This window comes from Microtetraspora fusca (assembly GCF_001570365.1).
Lineage (GTDB): Bacteria > Actinomycetota > Actinomycetes > Streptosporangiales > Streptosporangiaceae > Microtetraspora > Microtetraspora fusca.
Genome location: NZ_BBYK01000055.1, coordinates 98,932 through 115,768 on the forward strand (window position 1 = coordinate 98,932; position 16,837 = coordinate 115,768).

The following is a 16,837-nucleotide window of genomic DNA, read 5'->3' on the forward strand; positions in this document are numbered from 1 at the left end:
AGCCGGTACGCGACCTCAGTGCGCGCGGTCCAGCAGCGGGTGTGAGCCGAGCAGGGTCAGCAGCTCGCGCAGCCGCTCCTTCTCCTCGGCGGGGAGGGGGAGCAGCGGCGGGCGCGGCGGCCCGGCGTACCGGCCTTGGAGCTCCAGTCCTGCCTTGATCGCCCTGGGCAGCCCCTGGGCGACGATGAACTGGAGGAACGGCAACTGGGCGGCCAGCAGGTCGTCGGCGCGCTGGTGCTCGCCTCGCTGTACGGCGGCGTAGAGCTCCAGGCACCAGCGCGGCAGCAGACAGGGCGCCGCGGTGCACCAGCCGGCCGCGCCGGAGCGGAGGGCTTCGAGCGCGACCGGGTTGCTGCCGTTGTAGACGGACAGCTCGCCCCCGGACAGGTCGAGGATGGAGCCGAAGCGCCACACCTCGCCCGAGCTCTCCTTCACCATCGTCAGGTTGGGGATCTTCCTGGAAAGCGTGACGATGGTCTGCGGGGAGAGGTCCACCCCGCTGGTTTTGGGGTTGTTGTACAGCATCATGGGCAGGTCGGTCGCCGCCGCGACGGCGGCGAAGTGCCGTTCCAGCTCCGCCGGGGTCAGCTTCCAGTAGGCGAGCGGCAGCATCATGATCGCGGTCGCCCCGTTGCGCGCCGCCATGCGGGCCCGCCGTACGGTGATCTCCGTGCTCCAGTGGGCGACGCCGACCAGGGTCGGCACGCGGCCCGCGACGGCCTGCAGCGTGGTCTCGCAGACCGCGTCCCACTCGGCCTCGGTGAGGTAGGCGCTCTCGCCGGTGCTGCCGAGCGGGGCGACGCCGTGGCTGCCCGCCTTCACCAGGTCGTCGGTCAGCCCGCGCAGCGTGCCGAGGTCGATCTCGCCGGTGTCCGCGGCGAAGGGGGTGACCGGGTACGCGATGATCCCCTTCAGGGGCGGGTTGGACATCAGATCTCCGTTCCGGTGGCGACGCAGTCGGGGTGGTTGCGCAGGGCGCGGCGCGCGTAGTACGCGAAGTTGGCCTGGTTCCGCCGGGGCGTGGAGGTCCAGTCGTGGGCCTCCCGGGCGAGCGCCGGGGGCAGCGGCCGGACGGTCCCCGCGGACATGGCGAGGAGTTGCATGCGGGCGGCCCGCTCGATGAGGATCGCCAGGTTGCAGGCCTCCTCGACCGTGGTGCCGGTCACGAGCTGCCCGTGGTGGGCGAGCAGGATGGCCCGCTTGTCCCCGAGGGCTGCCGAGATGATCTCGCCCTCCTCGTTGCCGACGGGAACGCCGGGCCATTCCTTGAGGAAGGCGCAGTCGTCGTACAGGGGCGTGGTGTCCATCTGGGAGATCACCAGGGGGATCTCCAGCATGGCGAGGGACGCCGCGTGCAGCGGGTGCGTGTGAATGATGCAGTTGACGTCCTCGCGAGCGCGGTAGATCCAGGAGTGGAACCGGTTCGCGGGGTTGGGCATGCCCTCCCCTTCCAGGACGTTGAGGTCCTCGTCGACCAGCAGCAGGTTGGTCTCGGTGATCTCGTCGAACCCGAGGCCGAGCCGCTGGGTGTAGTAGGTGCCCGGCTCCTCACCGCGGGCGGTGATCTGGCCCGCGAGCCCCGAGTCGTGACCACCGTCGAACAGGATGCGGCAGGTGAGGGCCAGCTTCTGCCGGGTGGTCAGCGTCGATTCGCCGAAGTGTTCGCGCATCTGCCGCTCGGCCCGGCCGACCAGGACGTCCTTCTTCTCGTGCAGTGTCTTCGCCATTGTCAGCTCCACTTCCGGGCGCCGGTGTCTCCGGCCGCCCCGTCGCCCGATGTCGCGCGCCATCAGGAAACATGGGCAACTATATGACACAAGGTTTCATGAAGAGAAGGGGGTCTCCTTTGCCGAGCCGACCGGCGGAACACCGCGTATACGATTCCTTCAGGCCGTCCGTCCGTTCAGGCGGCCGCGGGTAAAGGGGACTCAAGGTGATCAACCGGGTACGGCAGCTGCGCAAAGAGCGGCTGATGACCCTGGAAACCCTCGCGGAACGCGCCGGGGTCACCAAGAGCTACCTCTCCAAGGTCGAACGCGGCCAGAGCACACCGTCCATCGCGGTCAGCGTCGCGCTCGCGCGGGCGCTCGACGTCCACCTCGACCGGCTCTTCCTCGACTCCGAGCAGCTGAGCGACGTCACGGTGACCCGGGCGGGCGAGCGGCACCCGCTCACCCCGGACGAGGAGACCGGCTCCCGCTACGAGGGCATCGCGCTCCAGGCCGGCGCCAAGCGGATGACGCCGTTCATGCTGTATCCGCCGCACGACGCCGACCGCATCCCCTTCCGCGACCACCACGGCGAGGAGTTCCTCTTCGTTCACGAGGGGCGGGCCGAACTCCTCTTCCCGTCCTACGCCGTCGAACTCGCGCCCGGCGACTCCGTCTACTTCAGGGCGACGACGCCGCACAAGGTCCGGTCGCTGAGCGAGTCCCGGGCCGGCGTGCTGCTCCTCGTCTGCGGCGACGAGGACGCCCCGGACGTCCCCCACCCCCACCTGCCGTGACCTGCCCGTACGGCGTCCTGCCCGGGTTGTCCGCTTTACGCGCGGCGGCCTACGCTTGGGGGAAGGCACCTCGTTAGGTGAGGCGTCTGCTCCGGATACAGGCCACTGACCCCACGACGTCGAGAGACGCCCAGGGTCAGGACACCTTTCCCCGGCTTAAGGGGTGAGGCCAGGTGGCTTCCCGCGCGGGACGCGGGCATACGCCGGGCAGTGCCGAAGCTCTTACGAGATGTGGGGTGCGCCGCCTGTCACGAGGCGGGCCCCGTCTTGGAAGCAGCGCCGCTTGGAATGGCGGCGCCCGGCCGGACGGAGGTGACGACGTGTTCGAACGCAGTACCAGCCGAAGTCGGCTCAAGGTTCGCGTGTCCTCGTCCGCCTCCGGCATGCGGTAGCCGCCCACTCGCGTCCCTCCCCTGATCCCGTCGCGTACGGCAGGCGCGAAGACGGCGGCGCGACGCGTGCCCCGGTTGGCCCGCTTCGGGCCGAGAGGGGTTCGTCATGACCACAGAGTTCACCGCCCCCGGCCACGTCGGCGCGCCACCGGACCACGCCCACGCCGGCGACATCCGCGGCGCGCTCGGCACCATCCGGCACGGCGAGACGACCGCCCCCGGCCTCTCCGCCAAGTTCAAGACGCTGCTGGCGATCATCGGCCCCGGCCTGATCGTGATGGTCGGCGACAACGACGCCGGCGCGTTCGCCACGTACGGGCAGGCCGGGCAGAACTACGGCACCGCCCTGATGTGGACGCTCCTGCTGCTCGTGCCGGTGCTGTACGTCAACCAGGAGATGGTGCTGCGCCTCGGCGCGGTCACCGGCATCGGACACGCCCGGCTCATCCTGGAGCGGTTCGGCCGGTTCTGGGGCGCGTTCAGCGTCATCGACCTGTTCATCCTCAACGCGCTCACCCTGGTCACCGAGTTCATCGGCATCACGCTGGCCGCCGGCTATCTGGGCCTGCCGAAGATCCCGTCGGTGATCCTCGCCGGGCTGGTCATCATGGCGGCCGCCTCCACCGGCTCCTTCCGCCGCTTCGAGCGGATCGCGATCGCGCTCTGCGGCGCGTCCCTGCTCCTGGTGCCCGTGTACGTCATCGCGCACCCGGCCCCCTCCGAGGTGGCCCGCGGCTTCCTGCTGCCCTCGCTGCCCGCGGGCCCCGGCGGCATGGCCCCGCTCATGCTCCTCGTCATCGGCGTCGTCGGCACGACGGTCGCGCCGTGGCAGCTCTTCTTCCAGCAGTCCTACGTCATCGACAAGCGCATCACGCCGCGCTTCATCAAGTACGAGAAGGCCGACCTGTGGATCGGCATCGCCGTGGTGATCGTCGGCGCGGCCGCCATGATGGGCGTCGCCGCCGCCGCGTTCGCCGGGACCGGGGCCGCCGGGAACTTCACCGACTCCGCCGGCATCGCGCGCGGCCTTGAGACGTACGCGGGCCGGGCCGCGGGGGCGCTGTTCGCCGTGGCCCTGCTGGACGCCTGCGTGATCGGCGCCTTCGCGGTCTCCCTGTCCACCGCGTACGCCGTCGGGGACGTCCTCGACCTCAACCACTCGCTGCACCGCGGCATCCGGCACGCCAAGGGGTTCTACGCGGTGTACGCCGGGCTGGTCGCCGCCGCGGCGGCCGTCGTGCTGATCCCCGGCTCGCCGCTCGGCCTGCTCACCGAGGGCGTGCAGGCGCTGGCGGGGGTGCTCCTGCCCAGCGCGTCGGTGTTCCTGCTGCTGCTGTGCAACGACAGGGAGATCCTCGGGCCGTGGGTCAACGGCCGGGCCACCAACGCGTTCACCTCGCTGGTCGTCGGCGTCCTGGTCACCCTGTCGGTGATCCTCACCGCCGCCGTCCTGTTCCCGGGCATCGGCGAGAGCCAGATCTTCGTGATCATTGGCGGGTGCGCCGCCGCGGGCGCGGTCGTGACGGGTTGCGCCCTCGCGCGTCGGCGCCGCTCCGCCGCCGTGCCGATCGACCGTACGGGCCGGGACGACTGGCGGACGCCGCCGCCGGCCGAGCTGGGCAGGCCCGTCCTGTCCACGACACGCCGGCTCGGCATGGCCGTGCTGCGCATCTACCTGGCCGTCGCCACGGTGCTCGTCATCGTCAAGATCGTCCAGATGGCGCTCGGGCACTGACCCGGCCGTCGCCCTCCACCACCGTCCGGGAGAATGGCCAGGTAGCAGGTAGAGGGGGTGAGAGCGATCGTCTACGGATCCCGCGCCTGCTCGCCGCCGCTCGCCTTCGGTGCGGCCCAGGCGCTCGCCGGGGAAGCGCGCCTGCCGCACTACAGCCCCACCGCGGGCCTGGTCGGCTTCTTGGTGCTGGTCGCCGTCTTCATCATCCTCGTGATCGCCATCGCCCGGTCCAGGAGGAGATGAGCCACATGGGGACGCGGTCGGCGGCCCGTACGGCGTCGCCGGTACGGTCGGCGTGTGACCGAGGAAGAGTGGATCGGGCACCGTCCGGCGGTCTTCGGGGCGGCCTACCGGCTGCTGGGCAGCGTCGGCGACGCCGAGGACGTGGTGCAGGACGTGTGGTTGCGCGCCGCCGCGACGGACCTGTCCGAGGTCGAGGACCTGCGGGCCTGGCTGGTGACGGTCTCCGCCCGCCGGTGCTACGACATCCTCCGCTCCGCCCGCGTCCGGCGCGAGACGTACGCCGGTCCCTGGCTGCCCGAGCCGCTGCTGACCGGTCCGGACGCATCGGCGCCGGTGCTCGTGGACGAGTCGGTGAGCACGGCGATGCTCCTCGTCATGGAGCGGCTCACGCCGCCGGAGCGGGTCGCGTTCGTGCTGCACGACGTCTTCGACGTGCCGTTCGCGCAGATCGCGAACGTCCTCGGAGTCACTCCCGCGGCTTCCCGCCAACTCGCCTCGCGGGCGCGGCGCCGGGTGGCCGCGACGAAGGAGCGGCCTCGCGCGAGCCGCCGGGAGCACGAGCGGGTGCTCGCGGCGTTCCGCTCGGCGTACGAGGCAGGCGACATCAAGGGGCTGGTCGAGCTCCTGCATCCGGACGCGGTGTACGTCACCGACGGCGGCGGCAAGGTCTTCGCCGCCCGCAAGATCATCACGGGCGGCGAGCGCATCGCCATGGTGCTCGCCCGCGTGGCCCGGCACCGGGGGCTCGTCCCGCTCGCGCCGTACGAGGTGGGCGGCGAGCTCGCGCTGGTGGTGTGCCGCGACGAGCGGATCACGCTGGTCGACACCTTCGACATCGCGCCCGACGGGCGGATCCTGGCCATCCGGCGGGTGGTCAACCCGGACAAGCTCGCGCACCTCACCCCGGCGCGCTGAGCCTCTCCGTGAAGATTTTCCGGCGAAGCCGTCACACTCGCCGGTGCTGTCCCGTCTCCCTGGCGACAACCGAACGAGGAAGGGAAGCACGATGACACGCTTGAACGTTCCCGAGCTGGCGCCCGAGGTGTACAAGGCGTTCATCCAGGCGGAGCAGGCGCTCCGGAAGGGGCCGCTGGACGGCGCGGTCCGCGAGCTGGTCAAGATCCGCGCCTCGCAGATCAACGGCTGCCTCTTCTGCATCGACATGCACATCCACGACGCCCTGCATCACGGCGAGACGCAGGATCGGATCTTCCAGCTCCCGGGCTGGCGGGAGTCCGAGCTGTACACCGACGCCGAGCGCGCCGCGCTGGCCTACGCCGAGGCCGCCACCAGGCAGCCCGACGGCGTGTCCGACGAGGTCTGGAACGCGGTGACCGCCGCGTACAAGCCGGAGGAGGCCGCGTACCTCGTCGCGTTGGTGGCGCAGATCAACATGTGGAACCGCCTCGGGGCGACCATGCACACGCGTCCCCCGAAGCGGGGCTGACGGGCACACGACCGCCCTTCAGCGGCTGTAACACCGCGGTGATCCGGGCCGGCCGTCGCGTCCGCGACGGCCGCGCCACCTCCGGCCTGGCCGGCGCGGGCGGGAGCGCCGGGGCGCCGGAGATTATCTCCCCCGGCGGTTCATTAACCTGAAATATTTTGTCGCGATCCTCCTCAAATGTGGTGTCGCGTGAGACGATCTGACCCGTGCGGGATGAGGTAAAATCCGGCCAATCGGCCGGAACACCGTTGACATCCCTCTACCGGGGGATGCGCCTGTTCACCGTCGCCTTTCTTCTGCTCGTCGTCACGCTCTGGCCCGATTTCGCCGCCGAGAATCCCGGCCTGTCACGATGTCTCGCCGCAGGATGTGGCCTGGTCGCCTTCGGCGCGTCCTACGTCCGCGTGGTGGTCCGCTCGATACCGCGTTCCGGACGGATCCACGTTCCGTGGGCGATGTCAATCCATATCATCAGCGGATTCGCACTGCTCGCCGTACTACCGCAGAATTGGATTTACTACCTGCCGTTTTATGTTCTGACCTGCATTGTTATCACGCAGGGACCGTACGCGGCGTTGCTGTCCGCCGCGGGGTTGGTGCTCGTCATGGTGTTCGTCGGGTTCACCCGGGGGCTGCCCCCGTCCCGGCTCGGCATGCTGGCGATCCAGCTCGGCGTCTTCACCCTCACTCTGACCGGGATCCACCGGGTGGCCGACTTCGCCGGCGCCCAGTGGGAGACCCGGAAGCTCTCCGAGCGCCTGGCGACCGAGCGCGAGCGCCGGCGCCTCTCCCGGGACCTGCACGACCTGGTCGGACGCGATCTGGTCGCGCTCGCCATGCACGCGGAACTGGTCGCGCGCAGCGACTCCGGGCGCGGGGCGGAGGAGGAGCTGCGCCAGATCGCCGCGCTCGCCCGTACGACCCTGGACAACACGCGGGCGGTCGTGGAGGAGATGCGCGAGCCGGACGTCCTGGCCGAGCTGGACGAGGCCCGCGAACTGCTGACGTGGGCGGGCATCGAGCTGTCCGTGTCCGGCGACCCCGCCGAGGCGCACCGGCAAGCGCCGTTCGCCTGGTTCTTACGGGAGGCCGTCACCAACGTGGTCAAGCACAGCGGCGCGCGGAACTGCCGGGTGATCTTCGGACCCGATCGCGTGACCGTGGAGGACGACGGACGGCCCGAGCGGCCGGTGGTGCCGGGCGCCGGGCTCACCGGACTGCGGGAACGGCTGGAGCAGGCCGACGCCGAACTCCTGCTCGAACGCTCCCATGACGGCCTTCTCCGCATCACCGCACGACTCGCAAAGGGAGGGCCCGCCCATGTCTGAGCCGCCGCTGAGCGTCCTCATCGCGGAGGACCAGAGCCTGATCCGGAACGCCCTGAAGGAACTCCTTTCGGGATATCCGGGGCTGGAGGTCGTGGGCACCGCGGGCACCGTCGAGGAGGCCGTCTCGGTGGGCTCCGCGGTCCGCCCGCATGTCGCGCTGGTGGATCTGCAGATGCCGCCCGCTCCCGGAGGGGAGGAGCGGCCGTCGAGCGGGGTCGAGGTGGTCGCGGCGCTGCGCCGCCGGTCGCCGGCGACGAGGTGCCTGATCCTCTCGGCGTTCCGCGAGCCCCGCGCGCTGCGCGCCGCGCTGGCCGCGGGCGCCTGCGGCTACCTCGTCAAGGACACCTCGCCGACCGAACTGGTCGCCGCGATCCGGCAGGTGGCCACCGGCGAACCCGTGATCGACGACAAGTTGGCCGCCCGCATCGCGCTGGCCGCGCCGTGCCCGCTCACTCCGCAGGAGGTGGCGGTCCTGCGGCACGCGCGTGACTTCCTCACCGTCGCCGACATCGCCCGGACCATGCGTCTCAGCACCGGCACGGTGCGCAACTATCTCACCCGCGCCATCCGCAAGACCGGCGCGCGCAACCGCCACGAGGCCGTGCGGATCGCCGCGTCCCACGACTGGCTGTGACGGGGGAACCCGGCCCGCCGCGCTGACGGACCACCCCGGCCGGGGACGCTCCGGCCATGCCGCGCATGCTCCCGCGGAGCGGGCGGCGGTGTCGGCGGTGTCCCATGTCATCTCCGTCAGGCCCTCCAGCGGTGCGCCACGGACGTGATCAGCCGTCACCGCCGCACACTACGGCCGGCCCCCGGGCCGCGAACAGATCCTCTTTCTCATCATTGAACGGTGATTTTTGTCACCGTCATTTCACCCGGATTCGCATCATTGACGGAATTCGGACCTGTGCTGATGATCGGTGCGTCCGGTCCAGAAAAGACGGAGCCTTTCGGGACTCGAGCGCGGACCCCGGGCCCGACATGAATCCGCACCTCGATTCCCGGCGGCGTTCCGCCGGCATCCGCGGAAGGGAGGGTGAATTCGGCATGAAGCTTGAGAGCACTGCGACGGTTGACCACCGCAGCATGACTGCTCAGCCGCTTGGGGCCGGCCTGTCCGGCGCCGGTTTCGGCGTCGTCGTTCCCGGCGCGTCGTCGTGCTGCGCGGGCTGCACGTCCAGTTCGTGCGGCACCATCGTGCGGCCGTAGAGATGAAAGCGGTGCCCGGGGAGCCTCGGCCTCCGGGCTCCGCCCCCACCATGGCCACTTAACGACAGAAAACGCGGTGTCAGGCATGGAAATCAAATCGGAAATCGACGTCTCCGCCATTCCGAAGCCCGTTCTCATCAACGTTCCCGTGGACGACATGGAACGCGGCCTGGAATTTTATCAGGCGTTTCTCGGAATGCCGGCGGCGCGTTCACTCTCGTACGAGATCTCCTATCACGCCCCGGTGTCGAGCGACGGAATCCTGCTCACGGTGAACAAACGCAGGTTCCCCGGCGAGACGGTGACCGTCTATTTCCACGTCTACGACCTCGACGGCGTCCTGAAGAAGATCGTCGAGCTGGGCGGCGAGGTGACGGCCGGGCCGTACGACCTGCCGCTGCCCAAGCAGATCAAGCCGGAGTTCCAGGAGCAGTTCCGCGACAGCCCGTTCTACCGGGGCGACGCGGGCGACTCGATGGGGCTCGGCGCCAGCGTGGCCGACGCCGACGGCAACCGGTTCGGGTTGGTGCAGTTCAGCGAATGGGCCCACGCGACCTTCCGGCTCGGCCGATACGCGAACCCGGTCACCCCCGAGCAGCTCGTCGACCAGTCGATCGCGCTGAACCGGAACGTGCCCCCGCCCACCGAGATCTTCCAGGAGTGAGCGCGCCCATGGACCACGTCACCGATCCCCAGCTGGCCGAGGCGAGCGCCGGGGTCAGCGCGTACCGGTCGCTCAGCCCCGACCTCTCCGCGGTCGGGCTGCGCACCAACCAGGCCCGGTACGACAACCTGGGCGAGGCGCGGTTCCCCCGGCCCGCCGAGGAGTTCCTCGTCGCCAGCCGCTTCGCCCCTTGGGATCGCGAGGCCCAGCTCTCCGGCTCCGACTACTTCGGGGACGTGATGGCGACCGCGCTGTCCGTGGTCGACCAGGAGACGCCGCCCGCCGCCGACACCGTCGAGCTGCCGCCGCCGCTGGAGGTGCCGATCGCGCTGGACGAGGCGGTCGCCCGCAGGCGGAGCGTACGCAGGTACACCGGCGACCCGGTCGCCCTGGCCGAGATGGGCACGATGCTCCGCTTCGGCGCGGGCGTCACCGGCGAGGCCGACGCCGAGCTGATGCGCGGCGGCGCGGTCACGTACCGGTTCCGGGCCGTCCCGAGTGGCGGCGGGCTCTACCCGGTCGAGGTCCACGTCGCCGCCCTGGACGTCCCCGAGCTGTCCGTGGGCACCTACCGCTACAGCCCCGTGGAGGACGTGCTCGTCCGCACCGGCGACCGGGCCACCGTGGACCGGCTGCGCGACGCGTTCGCGATCCCCGGCGGGATCATCTCCCTCGAGAGCGCGGCCTTCGTCGTCCTCCTCGTGGCCCGGCCGTGGCGGTCCATGCGCAAGTACGGCCCGCGCGGGATGCGCTTCGTCCTGCACGAATGCGGCGGGATCGCGCAGAACATGCACCTGACCGCCACGGGTTTCGGCCTGGGGACGACCGACTGCTCCAGCTACGTGGACGACCTGGCCAACGAGGCGCTCGGGCTGGACGGCGTGCTCGCCTTCCTGGCCCACACGATCGTGGTCGGATGGCCGGGATGAGCGAGACCCGGCCGCTGCTGCTCTACGTGCACATCCCGTTCTGCCGGTCCAAGTGCCACTTCTGCGACTGGGTCACCGAGATCCCCACCGCCGAGCTGCTGCTGCGTCCCGCCGACTCCCCCCGGCGGGCCTACATCGCCGCGCTCTGCCGGGAGATCAGGGAGCGGGGCGCGGAGCTGACGGCGCGGGGATACCGCCCGGCCATCATGTACTGGGGCGGCGGCACCGCCAGCATCCTCGCCGAACACGAGATCGCCCAGATCGGCGCGGCGCTGCACGACGTGTTCGACCTCTCCTCCGATCTGGAGGAGGCGACCATCGAGTGCAGCCCGGAGAGCCTCACCGCGGCCAAGCTGGCCGCCTTCCGCGAGGTGGGTTTCCTCCGCTGGAGCAGCGGCGTGCAGTCCTTCGACGACCGCCGGCTGCGCCGGCTGGGCCGCAGCCACGACGCGGAGGAGGCCCGCCGCGCCGTTCACCTCGCCGCCGAGGCCGGCTTCGAGGACAGGTCGATCGATCTGATCTGCGGCCTTCCGGGAGAGGACCTCGACGAGGTCGCCGCGTCGGTGCGCACCGCCGTCGGGCTGCCCGTGACGCACATCGCGCTGTACCCGTACCGGCCGGCGCACGGCACGGTGCTGCGCCGGCAGGTGACCCGCGGCACCACCGCGATGCTGCGCTCCGAGCAGAAGGAGGCGTACGCGCTCGGCGCCTCGCTGCTGGTGGACGCCGGGTTCCCCGAGTACGCGATGAGCCATTTCGGCGACCAGCGGTGCCTCAGCGACCTCGCCTACTTCCAGCTCCGCATGGACTGGGCCGGGTTCGGCTCCGGCGCGACCTCGCTGATCGGCGGCGAGTACCTCGCCCACCGGCGTGGCTTCCTCGCCGCCTACAACCGCGATCCGCTGAGTTTCGACGAGCGGTATCCCGCCGCCTCCCCGGCCATCGCGTCCCGGCTGCTCTACCAGTCGCTCACCACCTTCGAGGGCGCCTCGCGGGAGCTCTGGCGGGAACGCACCGGGGTCGAGCTGGACGAGGTGCTGGCCCTGGGGCCCTGCCGCCACCTGCTCGGCTTCCTGGAGCGGGTGGCCGAGGTGTGCTCGGACGAGGAGGGCGTCCGGCTGCGCCGCGACCAGATCGCCGGCGCCTTCATCGACCTGCAGTTCGCGGGCATCGCCGCCGCGGCCGGCGCCGAGTCCCGGGCCGCGGCGCTCCTGGGCTGACGGCGTCCGGCGGCGCGGAGCGCCCCAGGTCTCAGGCAGGTACCAGGCAGGTCCCCGGCCAGGTAAGGCCAGTAAGGAAGGAATGGCACCCATGCAACAGAGCAAGAACGTGCGGATCAAACCGTCCTTCAGCGTTGTCGCCCACGACGCGGACACCGTCGAGCTCCGCCACGGGGTCTGGAACGTCCGCTCGTACACCCTGACGGATCACGCCCGCACGGGCCGCCTGTACGGCCTGCTCCGCGGGCTCGACGGCACCACGAGCCGGGCCGAGGTGGCCAAGGCCAACGGCGTCACCCGGGCCGAGGTCGAGGCGCTGGTGGACCACCTCGACCAGCTCGGCGTGATCGCCCGCGCTCCCGAAACCGCCTTGGACGCCTACATCGAGAGCACCGGCGGCTATGTCGCGGAATCGCCCGCTCCCCCAGTCGTCGTCCTGGGCGGGGGCGCGCTGGCCACCGCGACCGCCCGCGTTCTCGAGGCCAGCGCGCCCGGCGGCGTGGAGCTGGCCGAGGAGAGCGAGCCGCTGCACCATGCCCTGCTTGAGGCCGATCCGGTGGCCCTGGAGGACGGGCTGGCCTTCGAACGGTTCGTCGAGCGGTTCGAGCCGTGGCGGGGCAAACTCCTGGTCCACGTGGCCGAGGAGCCGCATCCCCTGCGACTCTCGACGCTCAACCGGATCGCCCTGGCGCTGCGCACGCCATGGATCCAGGCCGCCGTGGACGGCCCGATGGTGCTGATCGGCCCGTCGTTCTCGCCTCCGACCTCGGCCTGCTTCGCCTGCTTCGAGACGCGGGTGCTGATGAACCTCCGCGAGTCGGCCGCGTACCAGCGGTACAAGGACGCCCTGGTCCGCCAGACGATCCGCGTCGGCGAGCCGCCCACCCTGGACGCGCTGCGCGCCCTGGTCGCCGGGCACGTGGGACTGGAGGCGCTCAACCTCGCGCTGACCGGCACCACGACCACCCTCGGCAAGGTGCTCGGGATCTACGTGCCGACCATGGAGATCTCCTACTCCGAGGTGCTGCGGCTCCCGGGCTGCCGGGCCTGCGGGCCGGTGGTCGAGCGTGAGGCCACCGAACTGTACTTCGACGTGCGGCGGTGGATCGATGCCTGAGCTGCTGGCCCCGCGCCTCCTGGAGTCGCCCGACCAGTTCACCGCGCGGCTGCGGGCGCGGATGCACTCCCCGCTGTGCGGGCTCATGCCGTCCATGGGCTTCCTGCAGCGCCAGCGGGGCGGCCCCCGGCTGATGGTGGCCGGCGGCGAGCTGACCGGGGTGCACGTGCTGCGCGGCCTGCCCGCGCCCAAGATCGGCGCGTACCACATCGGCGGGTACGGGCTGCGCCCCTTCGAGTCGCACATCAGGACGCTCGGCGAGGTGGTGGAGCGGTACGGCGGCTACCTGGCCCCGGTGAGCGGGCGCTTCCCCATCCGGTACGCGTCGGTCGAGGAGCTGACCGCCGCCGGGGAGCTCTGCGACGCCGGCCCGGTCGCGCCGTACAGCGCCGAGCAGTACGCCCGCGAGGGGTTCCCGTTCCGGCCACGGGAGGACGGCCACCGGCTGGGCTGGGTGCGCGCCACCCGGCTCTCCGACGGCCGGGACTGCTGGGTGCCGGCGCAGCTCCTGCTGGTCGGGTACGTCGTCCAGGACCGGATGGGCGAGCCGTGGCTCGCGCCCGCGGTCTCCACCGGCACCGCGGCCCACACCGACCCGGACCGGGCCGCGCTCAACGCGCTGGAGGAGATGGTGCAGATCGACGCCGCCATCTGCCACTGGCACGGAGCGAGCAGGTCGACGCGGATCGGCGCGGGGGCCAGGACGGCCGCGCTCCAGCGCGTGGTCGAGTCCTCCTTCGACCCGCGGGGCGACCGGCCCGAGTTCCACCTGCTGCCGAGCGCCGACCTGCCGGGGTTCACCGTCGCCTGCCTCATCCGCAGCGCGGACGGCCGGCTGCCCGCCGTCGCCGTGGGGCTCGGCATCGACGGCGTGCTGGAGCGGGCGATGTACCGGGCACTGCTGGAGGCGGCCGGCGTGCGCGCGCTGGCCGTGTGGACCGCCCTACGGCAGCGGTTCGAGGACGCGTCCGCGACCCCCGAGGACATGTTCGACCTGGAGTCCAACGTCTCGTTCGCCGCGCTGCCGGAGGGCGCGCGGGTCGTCGAGGCCAGGTTCGCCGAGTGCGACGACGCCTCGGCCGACGACCTGCCACCTGACGACGAGCGGCCGCCCGGCGTCCGCACACGCGAGCTCGTCCGGGCGTTCCACCGGACCGGCAAGCGCCTGTACGCGGCCGACTTCACCACCGTGGACGTGGCCGACCTGGGCTTCGTCGTGGCCAGGTTCTGGTGTCCCGATCTTGTGACGCTGCCGCTGCCCGGCGCCCCGGCGGCGGCGCACCAGCGGTTCGCCGCGTACGGAGGGTTCCGCCGCCATGATCCCCACCCCTATCCCTGACACGCGGGCGTACGCTCTGACGGCGCTCGCGCTGCTCTCCCTGTCCTGCCTGACGCTCGCGGCCCACCTGCACACCCGGTGGGCCTGGGTGCGACGGCTGCCGCTGCTCGCGGTGCACGTGCTGCTCATGAGCGCGCTCGTCCTCGCGGGCGCGGCGCTGCTCGGCCCGATGGCGCTGCTCCAGCCGGTGCCGGAGCATCCGGCGGGCTGGTGGGGGCTGCCCTCGGGAGCCCTGGTGGGCTTCGCGCTCGGCCTGTTGATCATCCGGGTGGACCGGGCGATCACCACGTCCTGGCGGCGGTCATCCACGCCACCTGCGCGGCCCCAGCCGCCGCGGATGACCGCCGCCCGCCCCGCCGGCTTCGCCGCCTCCGGCACCGGCCTCTCCGAGCGCCGCCGTACCGGCCTGGTCCGGGCCCGCAACGACTACGCGCCGACCAGGAGCGACCTGCAGGTCCGGCTGGAGCTGCTGGTCGCCGTGGCCGTGGGCGAGGAACTGGTCTTCCGCGGCCTGCTGACCCGGCTCGCCCTGCTGCTCGCGGACGGCCCGCTCGTGGTCGCCGGGCTCGCCGTCGCGGCGGCGGTCTTCGCCTGCTCCCACGTCTTCTTCGGCTGGGTCCAGGTGCTGGCCAAGATCCCGCTGGCGGTCGCGGCCTGCGCGGCCACGCTGCTCACCGGGAACGTCCTGGCGGCGATCGTCTGCCACGTCGTGTTCAACGTCTGGGTGTGGCGCTACCGGCGCAGCGAGCCGGTAGCCCGGCGCGTGCCCGCCCGCGGGATGTGGGGGGCGACGGCATGAGCGCGCTGCCCTGGCCGCTGCGCGCCCTGACGCTGGCCGCCCTGGTGATCCTCTACTACAAGTACGCCAAGGCGGCCCTGTTCGCCGCCTGCCGCCGGGTCGCCCACCTGCTCCCCTTCGCCCGCCGCTGGGACGCCAGCGAGCGCGGCAGCGTGCTGGAACTCGCGGCGGCGGGGGCCAGCCACGTCCTCGTCGTCGTGCTTCTCGTCCTGGTCACCGGTGTCGACCTCACCGGGCTCGTCCTCGGCCTGAACCGGCCCGACCTGATCGCGCTCGGAGTCGCGGTCGGCGTCGGGGAGGTGGCACTCGGCTCGCTGCTGTGCCGGGTGCTGATCGAGGGCGTGCAGGCGATGGGCCGACGGCGGTCCGGGGCCGAGAACGTCCCGTCCGGCGCGCAGCCGGCGGCCGCGGCGAGCGCCGTCGCGAGCGGGGAACGGACGCGGCAGTGGCTCGGCCTCTCACGTGGCGGCTGGATCCGGCACCACCTCAAGACGATGGAGGTCATCTCCCTTCCCCTCGCCATCACGCTCACCGCCGTACAGGTGGGCAGCGAGGAGGTCGTCTTCCGCGGGCTGGTGCTGACCTGGCTGCGCGACGCCGGGCCGGTCCTGGCGATCGGGATCTCCTGCCTGCTGTTCACCGTCATGCAGATCTTCCTGATGTCCTCGTGGCGGGCCGCGATGTTCCCCGTCGTCGGCGCGATCGTGATGGGCCTCACCCACGGTGTCCTGTTCTGGCACTACCCCCTGCTGCTCCCCCTGGTGGTGGCGCACGTCACCTTCTTCCTGTTCGCGGTGGCCTAGAAGGCCGCCCGCGGAGAAAGGCACCCACATGTTTCATGGCCTGTCCCTGCTCCCGGACTGTTCACCCGGGACGAAGGCGCCCGACGACTATTTCCGGGACGTGCTGCTGCTCAGCCGCCTCGCCGACCAGGGCGGGATGAGCCACGTCAAGATGACCGAGCACTACCTCGGCGCTTATGGCGGCTACTGCCCGAGCCCGCTGGCCTTCCTGTCCGCCGTGGCCGCCGTGACCACCCGGATCCGGCTGATGACGGGATGCGTGCTGCCGGTCTTCCACCATCCCGTTCAGCTCGCGTCCGAGGCCGCCATGGTGGACGCGATCAGCGGGGGGAGGCTCGACGTCGGCTTCGCCCGCGCGTACCTGCCGCAGGAGTTCGAGACGTTCCAGGTGCCGCTGGACGGCAGCAGGGAGCGGTTCACCGCGACCGTGGACGCGGTGCTGCGGCTGTGGACGGAGGAGCGGGTCAGCGTCGACACGCCGTTCTTCCGGTTCCGCGACGTGACGATCCTGCCCCGGCCGGTGCAGCGCCCGCGCCCGCCCGTCTGGATCGCGGCGGTGCGCTCGCGCTCCAGCTTCGCCTGGATCGGCGAGCAGGGGCACAACCTGCTCGTCACCCCCGCCCTCACCCCGCTCAGCGAGATGAGCGACCACATCGCCGTCTACCGCGAGGCGTACGCCGAGGCGGGGCACGCGCGGCCGTCCCAGGTCGTGGCCAGCCTGCCGCTGTACGTCGGGGACTCCGACGAGGAGGCGCGGCGGACCGCCGACCCGCTGCTGCGCGGCTACCTCGACGTGTGGGCCGCCGCCACCGACCCGTGGGTCTCGGTCACCTCGGACGACTACCGCGGCTACACCGGGATGAGCCGGGCCATCCGGGCGCTGGACCCGGCGTCGTTCCGGACCATGGGCAGCGCGATCGTCGGAGCCCCGGCCACCGTCGCGGAGCGGATCCAGGAGGTCGCCGCGACGCTCGGAGCCGACGGGTTCCTCTGGCAGATGGACTTCGGAGCCGTCGCCGGGGACGTGGCCGTGGCGAGCCTCGAACGGTTCCTGGACAAGGTGCTGCCGAGCCTGCCCGCCGGCAGATCGCGCTGAGGAGGCG

General features: G+C 71.6%; 17 protein-coding genes and 1 riboswitch. Of the genes, 15 read left to right on the forward strand and 2 right to left on the reverse strand.

The genetic code is table 11. The features are described 5' to 3' along the window. Positions 1 to 15: 15 nt before the first annotated feature. Together AWQ68_RS24735 and AWQ68_RS24740 are read right to left on the reverse strand one after the other, a co-directional pair. Positions 16 to 930 carry a dihydrodipicolinate synthase family protein gene (locus AWQ68_RS24735; RefSeq protein WP_066944168.1) on the reverse strand — a complete coding sequence of 305 codons (915 nt, stop codon included), beginning with the start codon at positions 928 to 930 and terminating at the stop codon, positions 16 to 18. Continuing rightward, positions 930 to 1,727 (reverse strand): aldolase, encoded by a 798-nt coding sequence (locus AWQ68_RS24740; protein ID WP_066944170.1) that lies wholly within the window; start codon positions 1,725 to 1,727, stop codon positions 930 to 932. The genes AWQ68_RS24735 and AWQ68_RS24740 overlap by 1 nt, the downstream gene beginning before the upstream one ends. Positions 1,728 to 1,933: 206 nt before the next feature. Between AWQ68_RS24740 and AWQ68_RS24745 the strand changes: the two genes are divergently transcribed. From AWQ68_RS24745 to AWQ68_RS24815, 15 genes are all read left to right on the forward strand, one after another. After that, entirely contained in the window at positions 1,934 to 2,506 is a 573-nt protein-coding gene (locus tag AWQ68_RS24745; protein WP_084464364.1) for a helix-turn-helix domain-containing protein, read from the forward strand. A 62-nt stretch (positions 2,507 to 2,568) separates the two neighbouring features. After that, a riboswitch (M-box (ykoK) riboswitch) is annotated at positions 2,569 to 2,744 on the forward strand. Positions 2,745 to 3,004: 260 nt separating this feature from the next. Continuing rightward, positions 3,005 to 4,633 carry an Nramp family divalent metal transporter gene (locus tag AWQ68_RS24750; protein ID WP_066944172.1) on the forward strand — a complete coding sequence of 543 codons (1,629 nt, stop codon included), beginning with the start codon at positions 3,005 to 3,007 and terminating at the stop codon, positions 4,631 to 4,633. A 57-nt stretch (positions 4,634 to 4,690) separates the two neighbouring features. Beyond that, complete coding sequence (locus tag AWQ68_RS24755) at positions 4,691 to 4,876, forward strand: hypothetical protein (RefSeq protein WP_066944173.1); 186 nt, start codon at positions 4,691 to 4,693, stop codon at positions 4,874 to 4,876. 54 nt (positions 4,877 to 4,930) lie between these two features. Further along, positions 4,931 to 5,791, forward strand: coding sequence for an RNA polymerase sigma factor SigJ (sigJ, locus tag AWQ68_RS24760; protein WP_066944176.1), 861 nt, complete (start codon positions 4,931 to 4,933; stop codon positions 5,789 to 5,791). 91 nt (positions 5,792 to 5,882) lie between these two features. Further along, positions 5,883 to 6,323: a carboxymuconolactone decarboxylase family protein gene (locus AWQ68_RS24765; RefSeq protein WP_066944177.1), complete on the forward strand. Its 441-nt coding sequence runs from the start codon at positions 5,883 to 5,885 to the stop codon at positions 6,321 to 6,323. 248 nt (positions 6,324 to 6,571) lie between these two features. Beyond that, positions 6,572 to 7,651, forward strand: coding sequence for a sensor histidine kinase (locus AWQ68_RS24770; RefSeq protein ID WP_157545665.1), 1,080 nt, complete (start codon positions 6,572 to 6,574; stop codon positions 7,649 to 7,651). After that, positions 7,644 to 8,285 (forward strand): response regulator transcription factor, encoded by a 642-nt coding sequence (locus AWQ68_RS24775; protein ID WP_066944181.1) that lies wholly within the window; start codon positions 7,644 to 7,646, stop codon positions 8,283 to 8,285. The genes AWQ68_RS24770 and AWQ68_RS24775 overlap by 8 nt, the downstream gene beginning before the upstream one ends. A 663-nt stretch (positions 8,286 to 8,948) precedes the next feature. Further along, positions 8,949 to 9,527, forward strand: a complete 579-nt coding sequence (locus tag AWQ68_RS43670) for a VOC family protein (protein ID WP_066944183.1) — start codon at positions 8,949 to 8,951, stop codon at positions 9,525 to 9,527. Further along, entirely contained in the window at positions 9,524 to 10,456 is a 933-nt protein-coding gene (locus AWQ68_RS24785; protein WP_169808981.1) for a SagB/ThcOx family dehydrogenase, read from the forward strand. Before AWQ68_RS43670 ends, AWQ68_RS24785 begins: the two co-directional genes overlap by 4 nt. After that, the gene (locus AWQ68_RS24790) at positions 10,453 to 11,676 is read left to right on the forward strand and encodes a coproporphyrinogen-III oxidase family protein (protein ID WP_169808982.1); all 1,224 of its coding nucleotides are present in this window, start codon (positions 10,453 to 10,455) and stop codon (positions 11,674 to 11,676) included. The genes AWQ68_RS24785 and AWQ68_RS24790 overlap by 4 nt, the downstream gene beginning before the upstream one ends. Before the next feature lie 91 nt (positions 11,677 to 11,767). After that, positions 11,768 to 12,793, forward strand: a complete 1,026-nt coding sequence (locus AWQ68_RS24795) for a TOMM precursor leader peptide-binding protein (RefSeq protein ID WP_066944188.1) — start codon at positions 11,768 to 11,770, stop codon at positions 12,791 to 12,793. Then, positions 12,786 to 14,132, forward strand: a complete 1,347-nt coding sequence (locus AWQ68_RS24800; RefSeq protein ID WP_066944190.1) for a YcaO-like family protein — start codon at positions 12,786 to 12,788, stop codon at positions 14,130 to 14,132. Before AWQ68_RS24795 ends, AWQ68_RS24800 begins: the two co-directional genes overlap by 8 nt. Continuing rightward, complete coding sequence (locus AWQ68_RS24805; RefSeq protein WP_066944192.1) at positions 14,110 to 14,931, forward strand: CPBP family intramembrane glutamic endopeptidase; 822 nt, start codon at positions 14,110 to 14,112, stop codon at positions 14,929 to 14,931. Before AWQ68_RS24800 ends, AWQ68_RS24805 begins: the two co-directional genes overlap by 23 nt. Further along, positions 14,928 to 15,734, forward strand: a complete 807-nt coding sequence (locus AWQ68_RS24810; protein ID WP_157545670.1) for a CPBP family intramembrane glutamic endopeptidase — start codon at positions 14,928 to 14,930, stop codon at positions 15,732 to 15,734. Before AWQ68_RS24805 ends, AWQ68_RS24810 begins: the two co-directional genes overlap by 4 nt. Before the next feature lie 28 nt (positions 15,735 to 15,762). Further along, positions 15,763 to 16,830 carry an LLM class flavin-dependent oxidoreductase gene (locus AWQ68_RS24815; RefSeq protein ID WP_066944196.1) on the forward strand — a complete coding sequence of 356 codons (1,068 nt, stop codon included), beginning with the start codon at positions 15,763 to 15,765 and terminating at the stop codon, positions 16,828 to 16,830. Positions 16,831 to 16,837 lie beyond the last annotated feature (7 nt).